The sequence below is a fragment of the Kineococcus aridisoli genome (assembly GCF_050871885.1).
Lineage (GTDB): Bacteria > Actinomycetota > Actinomycetes > Actinomycetales > Kineococcaceae > Kineococcus.
Map to the genome: position 1 here is coordinate 62544 of NZ_JBJLSF010000011.1, position 16348 is coordinate 78891.

A 16348-nucleotide genomic window follows, 5' to 3' on the forward strand; every position below is an offset into this window, starting at 1 on the left:
CCCACCTGGCTACGCCTGCCGGCGGTCCGGCCGCAACGGGTTTGCCGGCGGTCCACCCGCACCTGGGCCCCGCGCGGGGGGCGCTCAGAACAACCGGCCGGCCTCCTGCGCGGCGGGCTCCTCCAGGTCGAGCAGGAAGCGCTTGCGCCACAGCCCCCCGGCGTAGCCGGTGAGCGCGCCGTCGGCACCGACGACGCGGTGGCAGGGCACGACGATCGACAGCGGGTTGCGGCCGTTGGCCAGGCCGACCGCTTGGGCGTACCCGGGGCCGCCGAGCGCGCGCGCCAGCTCGCCGTAGCTGCGGGTCTCGCCGTGGGGGATCTCCCGCAGCGCCGCCCACACCCGCCGGCTGAAGGCGTCGCCGCGCGGGGCCAGCGGCAGCTCGAAGCGCGTGCGCCGGCCCGCGAAGTACTCCGCCAGCTGCCCGCGCAGGTCCTCGAAGGCGCCGTCGTCGCGCTCGTGCAGCTCCAGCGGCACACCGCCGCGGTGGTCGGCGAACCACACCCCCGCCAGCCCCTCCCCGGTGCGGGCAGCCGTCAGCTCCCCCACGGGGGAGTCCAGCACCGTCCAGCGCACGCGCACCCGGGTACGGTGCCAGACATGGCCACCCCTCCGCTGCCCGCCGACGTCGCCGAGCTCTTCGGCAAGCCCAACGCCGCCGTCATGGCGACGGTCCACCCGGACGGGCACCCCGTCACCGTGGCGACCTGGTACCTGCTGCAGGACGACGGCCGGGTGCTGCTCAACCTCGACGCCGGCCGCGCGCGGCTGCGGCACCTGCGCGCCAACCCGCACGTCTCGCTGACGGCGCTGGCCGAGGGCGACTGGTACACCCACGTCAGCGTGCAGGGACGCGTCGTCGAGGTCCGCGACGACACCGACCTGACCGACATCGACCGGCTCTCCACGCACTACACCGGCTCGCCCTACCCGACCCGGGACCGCGCCCGCGTCAGCGTGCTCGTGGAGGTCGAGCGCTGGCACGGCTGGGGCTCGGCCGCCTCCTGATCCGGCCCGGTCCACCCGGTCCGCCCGGACGGCGGCGGCGGACCTCACGTCGCGGACGAGTTGCCGCAGGCCACCACCTGCTCCACTGTTGTTGAAGGCTCCACTGGGGCTCCTCGCAGGAGAGGCGGTGACCGGTGGGTGCGACGTTCGCGTACGTCCTGCTGTGCCACGTGGACGCGGAGGCGGTGCTGGCCACCGCCCGCCGCGTCCGCGAGCTGTCCCCGTCGGCGCACGTGCTGCTGCGGCACGCGCAGCGCCCCGGCTTCCTCGAGGCCCCCGCGGCCCGCGCGGCCGGCGCGGAGGTCCTCGCCAGCCGCCTGCGGCCGCACTGGGGCCACTGGTCGCTCGTGGCGGCCCAGCTGGAGGCGCTCGCGGAGGCCCGCCACCGCTGGGACCCCGACTGGACCGTCGTCGTCTCCGGGCAGGACCACCCGGTGCGCGACCTGTCGGCCTGGGAGCGCGAGGTGGTCGCCTCGGGCGCCGACGCGCTGCTGCGGCCGGACGAGCGCGACTACGACGAGCGGTGGCGACGCTGCTGGCACCGGGTGCCGGGGCAGGGGGCGGCCGCGACGGCGCTGCTGCGGGCGGCGGCCCGCCTGGAGCGCCTCGGCGGGCGGGAGCCGGCGCTGCACCGCGCCGGCGGGCGCACCTGGATGCTCTCGCACCCCCGGCACGGGGCGCCCCCGCTGCCGTACCGCAAGGGCTCGTTCTGGGCGACCCTGTCGCGGGAGGCCGTCGCCGCCCTGCTGGCGGCCGGGCAGGACCGCGCGCTGCGCGGGTTCTTCGCCTCCACCCTGCTGCCCGACGAGTCGTTCGCGCACTCGGTGCTGCACGCCGCCCCGCACCTGCGCGTCGCGCCCGCGCCGACCTCGTACACCGCCTTCGTCGGCGGCGACCTCGCCCACCCGCGGACGCTGGAGGTCGGCGACGTGCCCGCGGCCCGCGCCAGCGGCGCACCGTTCGCCCGCAAGGTCGTCCGCGGCCCGGGCGACGCCTTCGCCAGGGCCGTCGACGACCTCGTGGACGCCGAGCGGTCGGCGTCGCCGGAGCGGTGAGCTCAGGCGACCAGCTGCAGCGCGTCCCGGGTGCGCTCGAAGGTGCGCGCCAGCAGGTCGCGGTCCTCCGACAGCTTGGTGCCGTAGGAGGGCACCATCGCCGTCAGCCGCTCGCGCCAGGCCTCCTGGTGGGCCGGGAAGCACTGCGCGAGCAGCCGCAGCATGACGTCGACGGCCGTGGAGGCACCGGGCGAGGCGCCCAGCAGCGCGGCGACCGAGCCGTCGGCGGCGTGCACGAGCTCGGTGCCGAACTGCAGCACCCCGCCGCGCGGGCCCTTCTTGATGACCTGCACGCGCTGACCGGCGGTGAGCAGTTCCCAGTCCTGCTCGCGGGCCGCCGGGTAGAAGACCTTCAGCGCCTCGATGCGCTGGTCCATCGACTGCACGATCTGCTTGCCCAGGTAGGTCATGAGCGAGACGTTGTCGCGCGCCACCGCCAGCATCGGCAGCAGGTTGTGCGGGCGCACCGACAGCGGCAGGTCCAGCAGCGAGCCCTTCTTGAGGAACTTCGGCGAGAACCCCGCGTAGGGCCCGAACATCAGCGCCCTGGTCCCGTGCGAGTAGCGGGTGTCCAGGTGCGGCACCGACATCGGCGGGGCGCCGACCTCGGCCTGCCCGTACACCTTCGCGGCGTGCTGGGCGATCACCTCGGGGTTGGTGCAGCGCAGCCACTGCCCGCTGACGGGGAACCCGCCGAAGCCCTGGCCCTCCGGGATGCCGCTGCGCTGGAGCAGGTGCAGCGCGCCGCCGCCGGAACCCACGAACACGAACGGCGTCGCGACCTGGAAACCGCCGGTCGCGCTCTCGCCCACGACGCTCCAGCCGGACCCGCGCCGGCGCAGGTCCTTGACGCTGTGGCCGGTGAGCAGCTCGACGCCGTCGGCGGCGGCGCCCGCGAACAGCGACGTGGTCAGCGACCCGAAGTCGACGTCGGTGCCGGCCTCGGCGCGGGTGGCCGCGACCCGCTCCCCCGGTGCGCGGCCGGCCATGAGCAGCGGGGCCCACTCGCCGATCTCGGCGTGGTCGTCCGACCACTGCATGCCCGCGAACAGCGGGTGCTGCGAGAGCGCCTCGTAGCGGGTGCGCAGGAACTCGACGTCGCCGCCGCGCACGAAGCTCATGTGCGGGACGGAGTTGATGAAGTCCCCGGGGCGGGCCAGCACGCCCTTCTCGACGAGGAAGGACCAGAACTGGCGGCTGAGCTGGAACTGCTCGTTGATCTGCACGGCCTTGGCGATGTCGACGGTGCCGTCGGGCCGGGCCGGGGTGTAGTTCAGCTCGCACAGCGCCGAGTGGCCGGTGCCGGCGTTGTTCCACATGTCCGAGCTCTCGGAGCCGACGGTGTCGAGCTTCTCCAGCACCAGGATCGACCAGTCCGGCTGGAGCTGCGACAGCATCGTCGCCAGGGTGGCGCTCATGACCCCGCCCCCGATGAGGACGGCGTCGTAGCGGTTCGCTGCGGGCAACGGACTCACCCTCGTTCCTCGTGCATCGTCGCGTGCCGGACCGCAGCAGGTTACGACCTCGCGGGCCCGGGGCGCCGCCCGGGGAGGCGGACGGTGTCCCGGGTCACACGTGAGGTGCGTCTCAGCCGGTGGCCCCGGCGCCGGAGCCCGTGCCGGTCGTCCCGGTGCCGCTGCCGGTGCGGGCCTCAGCGCACCGCCGCCGGCGGCCAGTGCGGGAGCAGGCCCACGACGCGGGCGCGCTCGCCGGACAGCCGCCGCAGCAGCTCCAGCTCCTCCTCGGGCGTCGACTCGCTCGTGCCGCGCCGCATCCGGTCCCGGCGGAAGGCCAGCTGGGTGGCGGTCTCCTGGAAGTCGCGCACGGCCCGGGCGGCCGGGCGGCCCCCGCGGGCGGCGGCCAGGGCGCGGGCCTGCCGGCGGCCGCGCGCCGAGGCCAGCTGCTCCACCTCCGCCTGCGCCAGCCAGCCGGTGCGCACGTAGACCTGCAGGTGCCGGGCGACCAGGCGGGTCTCGCGGACCCGGGCGGCCAGCGCGACCGCGACGGCCGCCGCGAACACGGGCACCTGCAGCAGCAGGAACAGCTCCACGAAGGTGCTCGCCCCCGCCCCTGCGCTGGCGTTCCACAGGGCGTGCAGGACGACGGCCACGGCCAGCCCGGCCACGGGTGCGCCGACGCGCCGCAGCGGCGAGCGGTGCCGTGCCGCCAGGCCCAGCCCGACCCCGACGGCCATCGTGAACAGCGGGTGCGCGAACGGGGAGACCAGGCAGCGCAGCACGAACACCACGACCAGCGACGCCGGCTGCTCGTCGCCGAGGGCGCGGCCGAGGTAGAGGACGTTCTCCAGGTAGGCGAAGCCGACGCCGACGAAGGCCGCGTACACGATGCCGTCGACGACGCCGTCGAACTGCCGCCGCTGGCGCAGCAGCAGCAGCAGGACGCCCAGCCCCTTGAGGACCTCCTCCACGACGGGCGCGACGAGCACGGAGGTGTTGGTGACGTCCCCCACGGCGCGGTCCAGCAGCCGGGAGGAGGCGGAGTTGAGGACCAGCGCGCCCAGGCTGGCCACGCAGGCGCCCCAGCCGAAGGCGAAGGCGAGCAGGTGCGGGGGCTCGGCCTCGTGGCGGTCCAGCCAGCAGACGGTGGCCAGCACCGGCCCGACGGGCACGGCGGCCAGCGCCAGCGCCGGCAGGGCGCCGGACAGCCCGACCTCCATCGTGACGGCCGTGAAGCTCAGCCCCCCGCAGACGAGCAGGACGAAGACGGTGGGGACGAGCAGCGACCGCGGACGCCGGGCCGGCGAGGGGCCGGGCGCGGCGGCGCTGACCTGCTGCGCCGGCATGCGCCGAGCCTACGGGTCCTCGCCTCCCGGCACCGGCCCGGCCTCTACGCTGGCCCGGTGAGCAACGACAAGGTCACCGATCGCATCGTCTGGATCGACTGCGAGATGACCGGGCTGAGCCTGAGCGACGACGCGCTCGTCGAGGTCGCCGTCCTCGTCACCGACGCCGACCTCAACGTCCTCGGCGACGGCGTCGACGTGGTCATCAAGCCGCCGCAGGCTCCGCTGGACGCCATGGACAAGGTCGTCGTCGACATGCACACCTCCTCGGGGCTGCTCGCGGAGATCCCGGCGGGGCGCACGCTGGCCGAGGCCGAGCGCGCCGTCCTGGACTACGTGCGGACGTGGGTGCCGGAGCCGCGGAAGGCGCCGCTGGCCGGCAGCTCGGTGCACACCGACCGCGCCTTCCTGGCCCGCGACATGCCCGAGCTGACCGAGCACCTGCACTACCGGCTCATCGACGTCTCCTCGCTCAAGGAGCTGGCCCGGCGCTGGTTCCCGCGGGTGTACTTCCACACCCCGCGCAAGCACGGCGGCCACCGGGCGCTCGCGGACATCCGCGAGAGCATCCAGGAGCTGAAGTACTACCGGGAGGTCCTCTTCGTGCCGCAGCCGGGCCCGGACTCCGAGACCGCCAAGGCGGCCGGTGAGCGCTTCGAGCTGAAGCCGCAGGACGCCGAGGCGGCCGCCGCCACCACCGAGGGCCCGCTCCGGGCCTGACCGGGCGATCCGACCGGGTGGTCCGGCGTCCCGGACCGGTCCCCACCCGTGTATCCTCGCCCTGTCACGTGCGCGGCGCAGCAGCGCCGCCCGTGCCGTGGTGGGTGTAGCTCAGCTGGTAGAGCACCTGGTTGTGGTCCAGGAAGTCGCGGGTTCAAGTCCCGTCACTCACCCCACGCGCGAGGGCGGTCCCGGGTCCGGGACCGCCCTCGCGGCACGTCAGGGCTGCTCGCTGCGGTCCGCCCCGTCGCCCGCCCCGTCGCCCGCCCCGCCACCGGCCGCGCTCGTCGGGCCGGTGCCCCCGGCGGCGCCCCAGCGGGCGCGCCCGAGCGCGAGGAGCCGAGCGCGCAGCCACTCCAGGTAGGCGTCGCGGTCGGCGCGCAGGCCCAGCGAGACGACCGCCCGGCCGGCGACGTCCCAGCTGCCGGTGCCCGTGACGGGCAGCACGAGGACCTCCAGGGAGAAGGGGCGGATGCGCCGGCCCAGCTCGCGCTCCACCCCGGTGAGGACGTTGGTCTCGAAGAGCGCGGTGGGCGTGCGCCGCAGGACCCGGTCCTCCAGCGCGCGCGCCCTCGCGGCCCAGGCGACCGCGTCGTCGATGCCGAGCTCGGCCAGCCCCCGCAGCTCCGGCATCCCGGCGAGGCCGTCGAAGCGCGGCGGCAGGATGGACGTCAGGGCGCCCGGCCCGCCGGGGAAGGCGCCGGTCCACCACCGCGCCCACTGCCGCCCGGCGACCTCCAGCCCGGCGAGGTCGGCGCCGGCCGCGCGCAGCGGGGTGGCCGGCGGGTCCAGCGGCGGGAGGTCGGGCAGGGCGGGCGAGGTGGGCGGCCGCAGCCCCGCGGCGTCGCGCAGGTGGAGGGCCAGCAGCAGCGACTGCGGCATGGTGAGGGTGATCCCCCACCGCCCCTCGTCCGTCATCCGTCCACTGTGCTCGGCACCGCGGGCGTCGTCCACCTGATCACCGGCCGTGGACCCCCGGTGGGTCGCGGGCGGCGGGCGGGTCATCCCGGAGGGTGATGCCCGGGTACTGCCCGCGGGCGATGCGCCCGTCCCGGCGGCTGCCTAGCGTCGTGGACCATGAGCACTGCGACTCCCGTCCGCTCCCCCCTCGCCGTCGCCCGGCGCCGGCGACGGCTGCGCGCGGCCGCCGTCGCGGTCCGCAGCGGCCTCATCGCCCCGGACGGGTGCTCCGGGTGGGCGGGACCTCAAGGTGCGGCCTCCGCACGACGACGTCCTGAGCGTCCCCTGAACTCGGGGGGAACCGACCGCCGGGAGGACGCATGACGCACGAGGACACGACCCACGAGCCGCACGCGGGCGCGGAGCCGGTCATGGAGATGCTCTCCGAGCACATCCCGCTCTCGCTGATCATGGACATGGTCTCGCCGGACGGCCCGCGCTCCGAGGAGCTGCTGGTCGCCGAGGGCCTGCCGGACGAGGAGTGGTGGAAGCAGGGCTGAACCCCTGCTCCTGCACCGGTCCCGCGGGGTGCGGCTCCCCGCCGCGCACCCCGCGGGACCGGATTTCACTGCGGCGCCTGGTGCCTGCTAAAGTCTTCCCCGTTGCGCCGTTAGCTCAATTGGCAGAGCAGCTGACTCTTAATCAGCGGGTTCGGGGTTCGAGTCCCTGACGGCGCACTCTTCGTCCACCGAGGGCGTTCACTCCCCGCCGGGTGAACGCCCTCGGTGCTTCCCGGTCTACCGACCCGTGCAGCCGGAGCCCCTCACCGGTACAGGTGCTTGCAGGCCTCGGCCAGCGCCACCGCCGAGTAGACCTCTCCCATCGCCCGCACGGACGCCACGTACTGCTCGTCGACGCCGGTCGCCAGCATCCTCACCACCCGGCCCGCCAGCCCCCCCGGGTCGGCGCTGCCGATCTCCTGCAACGCGCTGGGCAGCGCGGGCACCGCACGCAGCGCCACGGGGATGCCCTGGGTCAGGGCCTCCACCACCGCCAGCGGGAAGCCCTCCCACGCCGCCGTGTGCAGGTAGACGTCGATCCCCTGCAGCTCCCGGGCGGCCTCCTGCGCGGGCAGCCACCCGGTGACCCGGACGCCGAGCGCCTTCAGCTGCTGCTCCACCCGCTCGTCGCCCTGGCCCACCCACACCCAGTCGACCTGCAGGTCGGGGTGGAGCCGGCGCACGTGGCGGACCACGGCCATGAAGAACTGCGGGTCCTTCTGGGCGGTGATGCGACCCATCGTGCCCACGGTCGGCACGCGCTCGGCGGAGCGGCGCGGGGCGGGCAGGCGGAACCCCGACCCCAGGGGGTTGAAGGCGGTCACCACCGTGGCCCGGCTCCTCAGCCCCAGCCGGTGCGTGAGCTCGGCCTCGCGGTCGCTGATGGCGGCCACGACGTCGGTGCGCATCCCGAGCAGCGCCTCGACGCCGCGCAGGGAACGGCGCAGGGGTGCGGGCAGGTCCTCGCGCTCGAAGGCGTAGCAGTGCGGGGTGTAGACGACCACCTGGTCGCCGAACCGCCTGATGCGCCCCCACATCCCCGCGAAGGAGCTGTGGAAGTGGATGTGCGAGGGCTGCCAGCGCTGCACGTGCTCGCGCACCTTGCGCCGCCAGGTGACGGGCGAGGGGACCGAGTCGGCCGACGAGTCGACGACGCCCGTCGGTGTCGCGGTCGCGGGGTGCGAGCGCAGCGTGAGCGCGGCGTAGTAGTGGTCGGCGTAGGGGGTGGCGTCGATGAAGTGCTGGATGCTCACGGGCACGCCACCGAGCGCCTCGGTCACGTGGAGGACGCGGGCTCGGGAACCGGCCGTCTGCTCGACACCGGGGGTGTCGACCACGACGGACAGCGGCGGCTCGAGGTCATCGAGGGTGCTGCTCAACGTTTCCCTCCACTGGAATCGCGGCTGTGGCTGCCACGTCGATCGACGGGCAGACGTCGTCGTCACGGGTGCGGGGGTCCAGCAGGCCCAGGCCGGTGAAGTTGAGCTCGGCCAAGGCGATCACGCGGGCGCGGGAGGCCGCGACCGCGGCCCTGACCCGGGACTGCACCGGCAGCGACCGGTCCACCAGGGGCAGCACCCGGTCGGCGAAACCCGGCACGGGTTCCACGGCGAGCTCGGGGGTGCCGAAGAGCTGGGCCAGTCCTTCGACCTTGCCCTGGGTGGCCAGCGTGATCGCCGGAACGCCGGACAGCAGGGACATCACGGCCAGGTGCATCCGGCCGGTGACGACGACCGCGGCGCGGCGCGCGAGCCCTCGCACCTGGGCCGGTGTCAGCAGCCTGTCGACCAGCTGCACCTCGCCCGGGGCGAACCGCGCGGCCAGGTCGCGGCAGGCGGCCAGGTCGTCGGCGTCCGGACGCGCCACGTGCGGCAGCAGCACGACGTGGAGGCCGCGGTCCAGCAGGCCCCGGACGACCCGCTCGTGGTCGTCCCGCAGGTCGGCCCGGCGGGCGATGAGCCCGCTGGCGTTCACCAGGGCCACAGGTGCGCTGACGCCCTGCAGGAGCTGGGCGGCGGCGGACTCGTCGACGGAACGGGCGGCGAAGACGACGTCGGCCACCTCGCTCACCCCGCGCACCCCGTCCCGGCGCAGGCGACCGGCCGAGACGGGGTCGCGGGCCAGCAACCGCACACCGGCCGCGCCGGCGCGGCGCAGCCCGCGCCGCGCGGCCCAGCGGGGCGAGCCGTTCCAGCTGAAGCCGATGACGCGGGTGTCCAGACCCGCCTGCGCCGCGGCGGTCACCAGCGCGGAGCGCCGCACCGAGGCGGGCAGCGAGTACCCGCCGTCCATGACGTCGGCGCCGATCAGCGAGACGTGGCTCACCCGGGCCAGGGCGGCGCCGTAGCGGCGGACCGAGGCGCGGTGCTGCGCACCGTCGCCGTAGAGCAGGTGCGGGGCGTCCAGCAGCTCGACGCGGCCGGCGATCGCCTGCGGCAGCGCGGGTGTCTGCGCCAGCGGCACGGCGAGCAGCACCGGTGGGGCGCTGCGTTCCACCACCGCTTCCAGCAGCGCCTGGTCACCCACGTTCCCCGCGCCCGGCGCGGCGAGCACGAGGTGCAGCCCGCCGGCCGGCGCGCCCGCCGTGCCCGCCCGGCGGGCGCGGCGCAGGGCCGAGCGGACCAGCCACCGGTCCAGCGACGTCGGCACGCCGCTGCTGAACCAGGCACGGGTGGCGACCCGGCGCAGCGTGGCCCTGGCCCGGCGGACCGGCCCACCGCGGCGGGCACCGCCACCTGGAGCGCCACCGGCGCCGGGACCGGTGCCGCCGCCACGCCTGGAGCTGCGCACCGCGCGCAGCGCGACGGCCAGTTCCCGCCGGTGAGCGGGCAGGAGGCCGATCGCCGCGGCAGCCACGGCCACGGCCACGAGGCCGCCGACCACGAGGTCCAGCACGGCGGGCAGCGGCACGACGTGGGTGGCCGCCCAGGACGCGCTCGAGGCGAGCACCACCAGCACCCCGGTCCGCAAGCCGTTGCCGAGCATGCGCGCGACGGGGACCCCGCCCAGCCGCCGCATCCACAGCAGCGACAACGGCCAGCCGAGGGCGCAGGCCAGGGTGTAGGCGGTGGCCGTCCCCACCGGTCCCCACCACGCCCCGACGGCGATGGCGAGCACGAACAGCGGTTTCGTCAGGAGGAAGAACCGCAGCTGGGAACCCGTGCGCCCCCGCGCCTGGAACACCCAGTTCGCGGCGTAGGTGGCGGCCTGGAGGAAACCGGCGACGAGCAGGAGGCGGAACAGCGGGACCGCGGCGCCCCACTGCGGACCGACGAGGACGCGCACGGCGGCGGGAGCCTGCGCGAACAGCACCGCGAACAGCAGGCCGATGAGCGTGAGCAGCAGCAGCTGACCGCGCAGCAGCAGTTCGGCGAAGCGCTTGGTGTCGTCCTGCAGCCGGGACAGCACCGGCAGGGCGACCCGCGTCGTCGGCGCCTGGATCTGCAGCAGCGGCATCGTCACGAGCTGCTGCGCGCGGCCGTACACGCCGACCGCCGCCGGCGTGCTGGTCAGGCCGAGGGCCAGGGGCGGGGCGTAGCTGACCGCGTTGTTGAGCAGGGTCGTGCCCAGCAGGGCCGATCCGAAGCGCACGAACGGGCGCACCGACGCGGTGCGGTCCACCCGGCCCGGCACCCACCTGCTCCAGGCCACGAGGAGCACGAGGACCACGCACTGGGCGCTGACCCACTGGGCGGCCAGCGCCCAGTACCCGCCGCCGAGCACCGCGACCGCGACCGCGACCGCGACGCCCGTGACCTGGCCGATGAGCTCGGCGCCGCTGAGGCGACCGAACTGCAGGTCGCGCGCCAGACCGGCGCGGTACTGCGTGGACAACCCGTTGAGGACGAAGACGCTGGCCATCACGACGGCCAGCAGCACCAGCCGGTCGTCGCCGTAGAGGTGGGCCAGCAGGGGGCTGGCCGCGCACAGCACCACGGCCAGGACGAGGCCCATGCCGCTGTTGATCCAGAACAGGTTGTCGCGCTGGGCGGCGCTCAGCGTCTTCGCCTGGATGGCGGCGGCGGACAGCCCGAAGTCGCGGAAGATCTCGCCGGCCGACACCAGGACGCTGACGATGGCCACGAGGCCGTAGTCGTGCGGGGTGAGCAGCCTGCCGAGGACCGCGAGGCCGACGACCTGCACCACGAGGCGGACGCCCTGGGTCCCCAGGGTCACGACGGCACCGCGGCCGGCGACGCGGTTGAGGCTCGGGCTCACCGGGTCCACCCGAGCAGCGGGCGGCGCCCGGCCAGTGCGGTGTCGTAGGCGGCGCGGTGCTGCGCGGCCACGACGGCGGGCTCGTGCTCGCTGAGGTCCGGTGCGTCGGCCGGCGGCACGGCGCTGCGCGCGAGGGCGTCGGCCAGCACGTGCTCGTCGAGCTCGCCGTCGTACTCGAGCACCCACCCGGCGCCCACGCGCCGGGAGATCGCCGAGTTGGTCGGCGAGCGCGGCACGAGCACCGGCCGCCCCAGGGACAGCGCCGCGAGGAGGGTGCCGGAGTTGTGCATCGTGCCGCGGTAGGGCAGCACCACCAGCTGGGCGGCGGTGATCTCGGCGGCCAGCTCGGCGTCGTCGACGTACCGCAGCAGGGCGCTGATCCGGGAGTCCGCGGCGCAGGCCGCCTCCACCAGCTCGCCCTGTCCCGCGTGCGGGTGGCCCACCACGCGCAGGCTCGCCGAGGGGTCGGCGACGCGGCGGAAGCAGTCCAGCAGGACGTCGACCCCCTTGTAGGGACGGATGATCCCGAAGTGCAGCAGGCGTCCGGGCACCGCGGCCGCCACGACCGGGCCGCCGAGGACGCGGTCGTAGTGCGCGCGGTAGTGGCTGTGGGCGATCGTCAGCTGCCGCCGCCCGGTCGACACCGGGCTCGCCGACGTCAGCTTGACCGTGAGGTCGACGTGGCGGGAGAAGCGCGCCAGCGAACGCCGTTCCGCGGGGGTCCCGGCCTCGTGGGGCGCGAGGTTGTGGGCCGTCCAGACCAGGGGCACCCCCCGCACCGCCAGGCGCAGCAGGAGCAGGTCCAGCAGGCGGCGGCGCACCACGCGCAGCCACGGGTGGCGGCTGTCGCGCACCAGCTGCTCGGGCCAGTGCGCGTGCAGGACGTCGTAGCGCCCCAGCAGCGCCCGCCGCCAGCTGAAGAACTCCTGCCGGCACCCGGGCGGGACGGCCGACTCCACGAGGTCCGCGTAGGTCGAACCGCCCCTGGTGCTGCGGCGCAACGTGTGCAGGACGCGGAGTTCGCGCTGCGGCACGAGGTGCAGGTTCCGCACCTGCTCGCGCTCGGGGCCCCGCGGTGCGCCGACCTCGGCCCGGAGCCGCACGTCGGCCACCTCAGAGCCACCCGGAGAAGGTGGACATCATGTCGGTGTGCGACCAGCTGGGGATCGAGTGCCCGCTGTCGTGGTAGCGCACCTGCACGTCCGCGGCGACCGGCCGGGCCCGATCGGCCAGCGCCAGGCCGTGCGACTGCGGGGGCACGACGACGTCGACCAGGGAGACGACCGTCTTCAGCCGCTTGCCCTGCCAGGCCGCCTGACCGATGCGGGCGGGGTTCGTGGCGGCGATGAGGGCCGGGTCGTTGCCGTAGGGGGTTCCGATCCGCTGGGGGTCCCGCGCGTACAGCTCCTCGTTGTCGTAGGTTCCGTTCGCGAGGTAGGCACCGCGCATCATCGGGACCATCCCCTTCGCGTAGGTGTAGGTCATGAGGGAACCTCCGCCGGAGTTGCAGCGCGCGAACGCCACGCCGACGCTGAAGACGCCGGAGACCCACGCCGACCAGACGCGCTGGAGGTCGAGGGCGCGCTGAGCGGTCCACAGCGAACCGCCGAAGTTCGGGCAGACGCAGACCGCTCCCTGGTCCACGCAGAGCATCCCCGGGTAGTTGTAGGCGCTGTCCATGGCCGTGTGGGTGCTGCCGTTGGAGTGGTAGTACCAGACCACCGCTCCGGGCTTCCTGCCCTTGAGCGCGGCCGTCCAGGGCACGTACAGGCGGGCGGTGTCCCCGCCCTGGACGACGTCGACGACCTCGAAGGGCTTGCCCCCGAGCCGTGAGGTGCGGGTCGCGTCGCGCCAGACCTCCCCGGGCAGCGGGGGGATCGGCGAGGTCGTCCCGGCGGCCAGGGCTCGCGGTGCGGTGGTCACGGCGAGCGTGGCGGCGGCACCGGCGCCGAGCAGCAGCGACCGTCGGCCGACCTGCGCACGCGCGCCAGCTTCCATGGGTTCACCCTCGTCCGTGGGGTCCTGCGGAGGCCGCCTCACGGCGGAGCTCCGTCCGTGGGCCCCCTGACAGCGCAGAACGTAGCGGAGGGTGAAGGGACCTGCAAGAACCTGTGGCGAAGCTGCAGGGGCCTCCTCCAGACCCCCCGCAGGGCCGCGACGGACCCGCCCGACCCGCGACGGCTCCCCCCGCCCCGCCCGGCGGGCGGCGCATCGGACCTCAAGGCCCGGCGCGTCCCTCCCGATGACGTGAGCAGGACATGGACACGCGGTCCGGAGGCACCGACCGGATCCGCGGACCACCGCCCCCCCGCGGTGGTTTCACGGAGGAGAACGTTGTGACGGACGCCGTGCTGCACCTCGTGCGGCGGGCCACGTGGGGCCCCACCCCCGGCCTGCTCGAGGAGGTCACCCGCAAGGGCACCAACCGATGGCTCGAGGAGCAGCTGAACCCCTCGGGCGTCCCGGACGCCGAGTGCGAGGCGTTCGTGCGCCGCTTCACCAAGATCACCAGGACCATCCCGCAGGTGTGGGCGCAGGAGCGCTACGGCAGCTGGGGCACCATGCAGCAGCTCGGCTACGCGACCATCGGACGCTACTGCTGGAGCCGGCGGCAGCTGTTCGAGGTCGTGTGCGACTTCTGGTCCAACCACCTCAACGTGGTCTGCCCGTCCACCCCCCTGTGGGCCGACCGGCACGACTACGACGCGAACGTGGTGCGCCGCAACGCCCTGGGTTCCTTCGCCGAGATGCTGCTGGCGTCCTCGCGCCACCCCTCGATGCTGCGCTACCTCAACGGCGCCAGCTCCAGGGGGTCGGCCACCAACCAGAACTACGGCCGCGAGCTGCTCGAGCTGCACACGGTCGGCGTCGACGGCGGGTACACCGAGGCCGACGTCCAGGCCGCGGCGCAGGTCATGACGGGCTGGTACTTCCTGGGCGACGGCACCGCCGCGTTCTCCGCCAAGCGGCACGACGGCTCGGCGGCCCGCGTCATGGGCTGGTCCACCCCGGCGCACGACGCCGCGCGCGGTCCCGAGGTGCAGGCCTCGCTGCTGGCCCACCTGGCGCGGCACCCGGCGACGGCCCGCCGCCTGGCGGCGAAGCTGTGCCAGCGCTTCGTCTCCGACACCCCACCCGCCTCCCTCGTCACGGCCCTCGCGAAGGTGTACCTGGACAGCGACACCCGCGTGGTGCCCGTCCTGCGGGCGCTGTTCACCAGCCCCGAGTTCGCCGCCTCGGCCGGCGCGAAGACCCGCCGCCCGCTCGAGGGGCTGGTCGCCGTGGTGCGCGCCCTCGGCATCCAGCCCGGCAGCGCGGGCGCCGGTGGCGCCGACGGGCTCTTCGTCATGGCGCGCGACCTCGGTCACGCCCCGCTGTCCTGGGCGCCGCCGAACGGCTACCCGGACGTCGCCACGGCGTGGGTGTCGGCCGGCGCGACCATGCGGCGCTGGAACTGCACCTGGGAGATCGCCAGCCGGCGCAAGCCCGCCGACCTCAGCTGGCCGCAGCAGGACGCGCTGCTGACCTCGCTGCCCCGCACCTGGGGGGAGTTCGTCCCCCAGCTGGTCCAGCGCCTGCTCTTCCGCCGGGCGAGCGCCGCCGAGACCACCGCCCTGCTGCGCTTCTGCGACAGGCAGCCGAGCACCCCCCTGACCCCGGCCGACCCGTGGGTGAACGCGCGCCTCGCCGACCTCGTGGCGATGGTCCTCGACGCTCCCGGGCACATGGAGAGATGAGCAGATGAGCACTCCCCGCAACCTCGCCGACCGCTACGCCTGCGACGAGGGCCGCGCCTACGGCAGGGCGGCGGCGCTGAGCCGCCGCACGATGCTCAAGGGCCTCGGCGGTGCCGTCGTCACCCTCATGGCCACCGAGTCGGTGCACACCCAGGTGGCGATGGCCGCACCGGGCTACTCCGGCGACGTGCTCGTCGTGCTGTCGCTGCGCGGCGGTTTCGACGGCCTGTCGGCCGTCGTCCCCGGCGGCGACCCGGCCTACTACGCGCTGCGCCCGACGATCGGCGTCCCCCGCTCGCGCCTGCTCCAGCTGGACGGCACCTTCGGCTTCCACCCGGCCCTGCGACCGCTGCTGCCGTTGTGGCAGAACAGGTCCCTGGCCGTCGTGCACGGGGTCGGCGCCCCCGACCCGACGCGCTCGCACTTCTCGGCGATGGCCGAGATGGAGCGGGCGGCGCCCGGCACCTCGCTGCGCACCGGGTGGCTGGACCGGACCCTGGGCGTGCGCGGCACCACCGCGGAGCAGACGTTCGCCGCGGTGCAGGTGGGCAGCACGACCACGCCGCAGTCGCTGGCCGGCCCCGCCCCCGAGCTCGCCACGAACTCCCTGTCGAGCTTCGGCCTCGTGGGCCCGCGCAGCGACGGCGACCGCACCCGCTGGTCGGCGTGCCTGGCGGAGCTGCACGCCACCGGCCCGGACACCGTCGCCGCCCCCGGGCGCGCGGCGCTGGCGGCGGCCACCCGGCTGCGCTCCCTGCCGGCGGCCTCCGCCCCCGGGTACCCCGACAGCGACCTCGGCCGCTCGCTGGCCGACGTCGCGCGCCTGGTCAACGGCGGTGTCGGGGTGCAGGTCGCGACCGTCGACTGCGGCGACTGGGACATGCACGAGGACCTCGGCAAGGCCGGCGACGGCTGGATGGCCGCCAAGCTCACGGACCTGGCCCAGGCGCTGGTAGCTTTCGCCGCGGACCTGGGCCCGCGGATGTCGGGCACCACGGTGGTCACGATGTCCGAGTTCGGGCGCCGCGCCGGGGAGAACGGCTCGGCGGGCCTGGACCACGGCCACGGCAACGCGATGTTCGTGCTGGGGGGCGGGGTGAACGGCGGGAAGGTGTACGGGCGCTGGCCCGGCCTCGGCGAGCAGCAGCTGGTCGACGGCGCCCTCGCGGGGACGACCGACTACCGCTCGGTCATCGGCGAGGTGCTCACCCGGCGCTGCGGCGCGGGCAGCCTGGGGGAGATCTTCCCCGGCCTCGGTGCCGCGACGACCCTGGGGGTCGTCCGCTCGCGGTGACCTCCGCCCGCCGCTCGCGCGAGCACCGGGCGGGGCCGCGCCGCGGCCCGGGC

14 protein-coding genes and 2 tRNA genes are annotated in these 16348 nt (G+C 75.2%); 8 read left to right on the plus strand and 8 right to left on the minus strand.

The annotated features are described in order from the left end of the window. Positions 1-84 precede the first annotated feature (84 nt). Complete coding sequence (locus ACRYM2_RS05240; protein WP_432520433.1) at positions 85-576, minus strand: methylated-DNA--[protein]-cysteine S-methyltransferase; 492 nt, start codon at positions 574-576, stop codon at positions 85-87. A gap of 24 nt (positions 577-600) precedes the next feature. On the opposite strand from ACRYM2_RS05240, the gene ACRYM2_RS05245 reads away from it, so the two are divergent. Continuing rightward, positions 601-1008, plus strand: a complete 408-nt coding sequence (locus tag ACRYM2_RS05245) for a TIGR03618 family F420-dependent PPOX class oxidoreductase (protein ID WP_432520406.1) — start codon at positions 601-603, stop codon at positions 1006-1008. A gap of 134 nt (positions 1009-1142) precedes the next feature. Next, the gene (locus ACRYM2_RS05250) at positions 1143-2063 is read left to right on the plus strand and encodes a beta-1,6-N-acetylglucosaminyltransferase (RefSeq protein WP_432520408.1); all 921 of its coding nucleotides are present in this window, start codon (positions 1143-1145) and stop codon (positions 2061-2063) included. A gap of 2 nt (positions 2064-2065) precedes the next feature. Here ACRYM2_RS05250 and ACRYM2_RS05255 read toward each other — a convergent pair whose 3' ends face one another. Together ACRYM2_RS05255 and ACRYM2_RS05260 are read right to left on the minus strand one after the other, a co-directional pair. Continuing rightward, entirely contained in the window at positions 2066-3538 is a 1473-nt protein-coding gene (locus tag ACRYM2_RS05255) for a malate:quinone oxidoreductase (protein WP_432520410.1), read from the minus strand. A gap of 176 nt (positions 3539-3714) precedes the next feature. After that, on the minus strand, positions 3715-4866 hold the full coding sequence (locus ACRYM2_RS05260) for a PrsW family intramembrane metalloprotease (RefSeq protein WP_432520411.1): 1152 nt from the start codon (positions 4864-4866) through the stop codon (positions 3715-3717). 105 nt (positions 4867-4971) lie between these two features. Here ACRYM2_RS05260 and orn point away from each other — a divergent pair, with 105 nt between their 5' ends. Both orn and ACRYM2_RS05270 read left to right on the plus strand, forming a co-directional pair. Then, positions 4972-5586, plus strand: a complete 615-nt coding sequence (gene orn / locus ACRYM2_RS05265) for an oligoribonuclease (RefSeq protein WP_432520435.1) — start codon at positions 4972-4974, stop codon at positions 5584-5586. A gap of 100 nt (positions 5587-5686) precedes the next feature. Further along, positions 5687-5762 (plus strand) — tRNA-His (locus ACRYM2_RS05270). 43 nt (positions 5763-5805) lie between these two features. Here ACRYM2_RS05270 and ACRYM2_RS05275 read toward each other — a convergent pair. After that, complete coding sequence (locus ACRYM2_RS05275) at positions 5806-6504, minus strand: hypothetical protein (protein WP_432520412.1); 699 nt, start codon at positions 6502-6504, stop codon at positions 5806-5808. A gap of 362 nt (positions 6505-6866) precedes the next feature. Here ACRYM2_RS05275 and ACRYM2_RS05280 point away from each other — a divergent pair, with 362 nt between their 5' ends. Beyond that, on the plus strand, positions 6867-7046 hold the full coding sequence (locus ACRYM2_RS05280; protein ID WP_432520414.1) for a hypothetical protein: 180 nt from the start codon (positions 6867-6869) through the stop codon (positions 7044-7046). Between the two features lie 104 nt (positions 7047-7150). Continuing rightward, a tRNA-Lys gene (locus ACRYM2_RS05285) sits at positions 7151-7223 on the plus strand. A gap of 86 nt (positions 7224-7309) precedes the next feature. On the opposite strand, the gene ACRYM2_RS05290 is transcribed toward ACRYM2_RS05285, so the two are convergent. From ACRYM2_RS05290 to ACRYM2_RS05305, 4 genes are read right to left on the minus strand one after another with little or no spacing between them, the layout of a single operon-like run. Further along, the gene (locus ACRYM2_RS05290) at positions 7310-8425 is read right to left on the minus strand and encodes a glycosyltransferase (RefSeq protein ID WP_432520416.1); all 1116 of its coding nucleotides are present in this window, start codon (positions 8423-8425) and stop codon (positions 7310-7312) included. Next, on the minus strand, positions 8406-11264 hold the full coding sequence (locus ACRYM2_RS05295; protein ID WP_432520417.1) for an oligosaccharide flippase family protein: 2859 nt from the start codon (positions 11262-11264) through the stop codon (positions 8406-8408). The genes ACRYM2_RS05290 and ACRYM2_RS05295 overlap by 20 nt, the downstream gene beginning before the upstream one ends. After that, positions 11261-12367 carry a glycosyltransferase gene (locus ACRYM2_RS05300; RefSeq protein WP_432520419.1) on the minus strand — a complete coding sequence of 369 codons (1107 nt, stop codon included), beginning with the start codon at positions 12365-12367 and terminating at the stop codon, positions 11261-11263. The genes ACRYM2_RS05295 and ACRYM2_RS05300 overlap by 4 nt, the downstream gene beginning before the upstream one ends. Positions 12368-12377: 10 nt before the next feature. Then, a complete protein-coding gene (locus tag ACRYM2_RS05305) occupies positions 12378-13262 on the minus strand; it encodes a hypothetical protein (protein WP_432520421.1) in 885 nt (294 codons plus the stop codon). A gap of 338 nt (positions 13263-13600) precedes the next feature. Between ACRYM2_RS05305 and ACRYM2_RS05310 the strand changes: the two genes are divergently transcribed. Together ACRYM2_RS05310 and ACRYM2_RS05315 are read left to right on the plus strand one after the other, a co-directional pair. Further along, positions 13601-15001, plus strand: a complete 1401-nt coding sequence (locus ACRYM2_RS05310; RefSeq protein ID WP_432520423.1) for a DUF1800 domain-containing protein — start codon at positions 13601-13603, stop codon at positions 14999-15001. Between the two features lie 4 nt (positions 15002-15005). Next, entirely contained in the window at positions 15006-16295 is a 1290-nt protein-coding gene (locus ACRYM2_RS05315; protein ID WP_432520425.1) for a DUF1501 domain-containing protein, read from the plus strand. The last annotated feature ends 53 nt before the right edge of the window (positions 16296-16348 follow it).